2 protein-coding genes and 1 tRNA gene are annotated in these 2,873 nt (G+C 68.6%); 2 read left to right on the forward strand and 1 reads right to left on the reverse strand.

Annotated features, from left to right (window positions below; all coding sequences use genetic code 11):
* A partial coding sequence (locus VEG08_04655) for a GAF domain-containing SpoIIE family protein phosphatase (protein ID HXZ27275.1) occupies positions 1-1,143 on the reverse strand: 1,143 nt, incomplete at its 3' end.
* 186 nt (positions 1,144-1,329) lie between these two features.
* Between VEG08_04655 and VEG08_04660 the strand changes: the two genes are divergently transcribed.
* A complete protein-coding gene (locus tag VEG08_04660; protein HXZ27276.1) occupies positions 1,330-2,445 on the forward strand; it encodes a CVNH domain-containing protein in 1,116 nt (371 codons plus the stop codon).
* 349 nt (positions 2,446-2,794) lie between these two features.
* Positions 2,795-2,871 (forward strand) — tRNA-Val (locus VEG08_04665).
* The last annotated feature ends 2 nt before the right edge of the window (positions 2,872-2,873 follow it).

Below are 2,873 nucleotides of genomic sequence, written 5' to 3' on the forward strand. Positions count from 1 at the left end.
CATCAGCCGCCCGCTGCCGAACTCCTCCTCCGCGCGGTTCAGCGCCTCCGAGATCCCGTCGGTGTAGAACAGCAGCCGGAAATCGTGGCAGAAGGTGACGGTGTGCTCGGTGAACTCGCAGGGCAGCAGCCCCAGGGGCATGCCCGCGTCGGTGTGCAGGGGACGCACGTCGGCGCCGTGGCAGAGCAGCGGCCAGGGATGCCCGGCGCTGGCGAAGGTGAGCGTGCGCTTGGCCGGGTCCAGCACCGCGTAGATCATGGTGACGTAGCGCCCGGCGGGGAAGTCCTCCACCAGCATCTGGTTCACGCGCCCCAGCACCTCGCCCGGGCCGCTGGCCAGCGGCGCCAGCGAGCGCACGATGCCGCGCGTCGCCGACATCAGCAGCGCCGCCGGCACGCCCTTGCCCGACACGTCGGCCAGCACCAGCGCCCACCGCCCGTCGGATAACGGGATGTAGTCGAACCAATCGCCGCCCACCGCTCCCGCCGGCACGCACTCTCCTTCCAGCTTGAAGCCGGGGATCGCGGGCGCCGCGCGCGGCAGCAGGCTCTGCTGGATGCGCCGCGCTTCGTCCTCTTCCTCGTGCAGGCGCTGCATCTGCTGGCGCTCCCGCTGGATGCGCTGCGCGTTGTCGATGGCCACCGCCAGATGCCCCGCCAGCGCCTTCAGGATCTCGATCTGCCCGCGCGGGAAGGCGTCCACCTCGTGGTGCGACGCGTCGAAGACCCCCAGGATGCGCTCTCCCACCTTCAGCGGGATGATGACCTCGGAGCGCGTGTCGGGCTCGCAGGCTTTGTAGAGCAATTCCTGGGTGACGTCGGGGGCGTAGTAGGCCTGGCCCGTGGCCACTACCTGCCCCGACAGGCCTTCGCTCACCGCCCAGCGCGCGCCTTTCTTGGCCTGGGTGCAGCCGTGCACCGCCGCCAGGTGGAACTGCTCGCCCTCCACCAGCACGATGGCCGACTCGATGCAGCCGAAGTCCACCGCCACCCGGTGCACGATGGTGTCGAGCAATTCGTCCAGCTCCAGGATGGAGCTGATCTGCTGCGCCGCCTTCTGCAGGCACAGCAGCGAATCCACCCGGCGCTGCTGGAAGATGGCAGGGGCCGAGGCCTGGGGGAACGGACGGGCTGCGCTGGCCATAGGGAGGCCCTCCTTCCGGATGCTCCTTTAGATTACTGCCCCATCCTCGGGATGCAAAAAGGCGATGCGTCCACCCGTCTCCCCCGCCGGCGACTTCGGGCCTTGACGAAGCCGCGTGCTCGGCGCTCTGATAGAGGCAGCGGTCGGTGCCAGGCCGCACAGCGGATCCTGGCCAGGAGGGGAAATATGCGATCGATGCGTTCCTGGATCATGCAGGCCATGGCGGGATGGGTCCTGGTTCTGGCCGGGGCGAGCGCGGGTTTGGCGCAGGCGCCTCCTCCCGGTTCCTACCAGCGGACCTGCAAAGACCTCGAAGTTCGCTACAGCGTCCTGGTCGCCAGTTGCCAGGACTCGAGCGGCAACTGGCAGTTCGCCTCCCTGCGCGACTTTGCCTCGTGCCGCGGCGATATCGGCAATCAGAACGGCGAGCTGGTCTGCGGCGCCCCCCAGCAGGGGTGGCGCGGCCGCCGCGCCGGGCTGCCCACCGGCTCCTACACTCAGACCTGCCAGGACGTCCGCATGAACGGCGACGACCTGGAAGCCCGCTGCCAGGCCGCCAACGGCCAGTGGAAGCAGACCATCCTGCCCAACGCTGCCCGCTGCCACGGCGAGGTGGTCAACGACGACGGCGCCCTGCGCTGCTCCTACTCCGAGGCGGGCTATGGCTCCGCCTACAACTCCTACAGCGAGAGCTGCCGCGACATCCACCAGAGCGGCGATAGCATCCAGGCCACCTGCCGCCGCAACAACGGCGACTGGCACGACACCAGCCTGAGCGGCGTCTCCGGCTGCAGCGGCCAGATCGTCAACGACGATGGCACCCTGCGCTGTGTCAGCGGCTACGCCGCGCCCGGCCAGCCCGGCTACCCGACCTCCGACGTCGCCTACAGCACCGGCTACCAGGACGGCCTCAAGGAGGGCGGCGAGGACCTGCGCACCAGCCACTCCTTCCGTCCCCACGAGCACGCCGCCTGGCAGGATGCCGATCACAACCTCAGCACCGTGCACATGGATGCGCAGCAGTACAAGGACCGCTATCGCCAGGGTTACGAGCAGGGCTACCAGGAAGGCTACGGCCAGAGCGGCACCCAGGCCGACGTCGCCTACAACACCGGCTACCAGGATGGCCTCAAGGAGGGCGCCGAGGACCGCCGCACCGGCCACTCCTACCGCCCCCACGAGCACGCCGCCTGGCAGGACGCCGACCACAACCTGAGCACCGTGCACATGGACAAGCAGGACTACAAGAACCGCTATCGCCAGGGTTATGAGCAGGGCTACCAGCAGGGCTACGGCCGCTGAGTGACGCGTGTGGCACGGCCGACTCGGCGGTAGCGGTGGGGGCGCGGGCCAGTATCTGCCCCGAATGCAGTCGAGAGCGTCCCGCGCGAGGGACTCTTCTACTGCTTGTCATCCTGGGCGAGCGATGCCCTGCGGCTAGTCCGCAGGGCATCGCGAGTCGAAGGACCCCGAGAGTCTCAGACCTTGGCAGATCGACTAAGGGAATTCTCCCGGAATCGCTGCCGCCCACCAGTCCCGCATGGGACGACTGGACTCTGGGTGTCAGTTGGCAACCGCCCCACCGGACGATAGAATGAGCCTGTCCCGCCTGACGCACTCCGCGCGCGCGCTGGCGCGCCGGAGGCCCCGTAGGCCCGTAGCTCAGTTGGTTAGAGCGCTTCCTTGACACGGAAGAGGTCAGAGGTTCGAGTCCTCCCGGGCCTACCATT

The sequence above is a fragment of the Terriglobales bacterium genome (assembly GCA_035624475.1).
Lineage (GTDB): Bacteria > Acidobacteriota > Terriglobia > Terriglobales > Acidobacteriaceae > DASPRL01.

What these genes read in the sequence shown, in the direction of transcription:
- VEG08_04660 (HXZ27276.1), top strand. Translation starts at nt 1,330, where the DNA reads ATGCGATCGATGCGTTCCTGGATCATGCAGGCCATGGCGGGATGGGTC.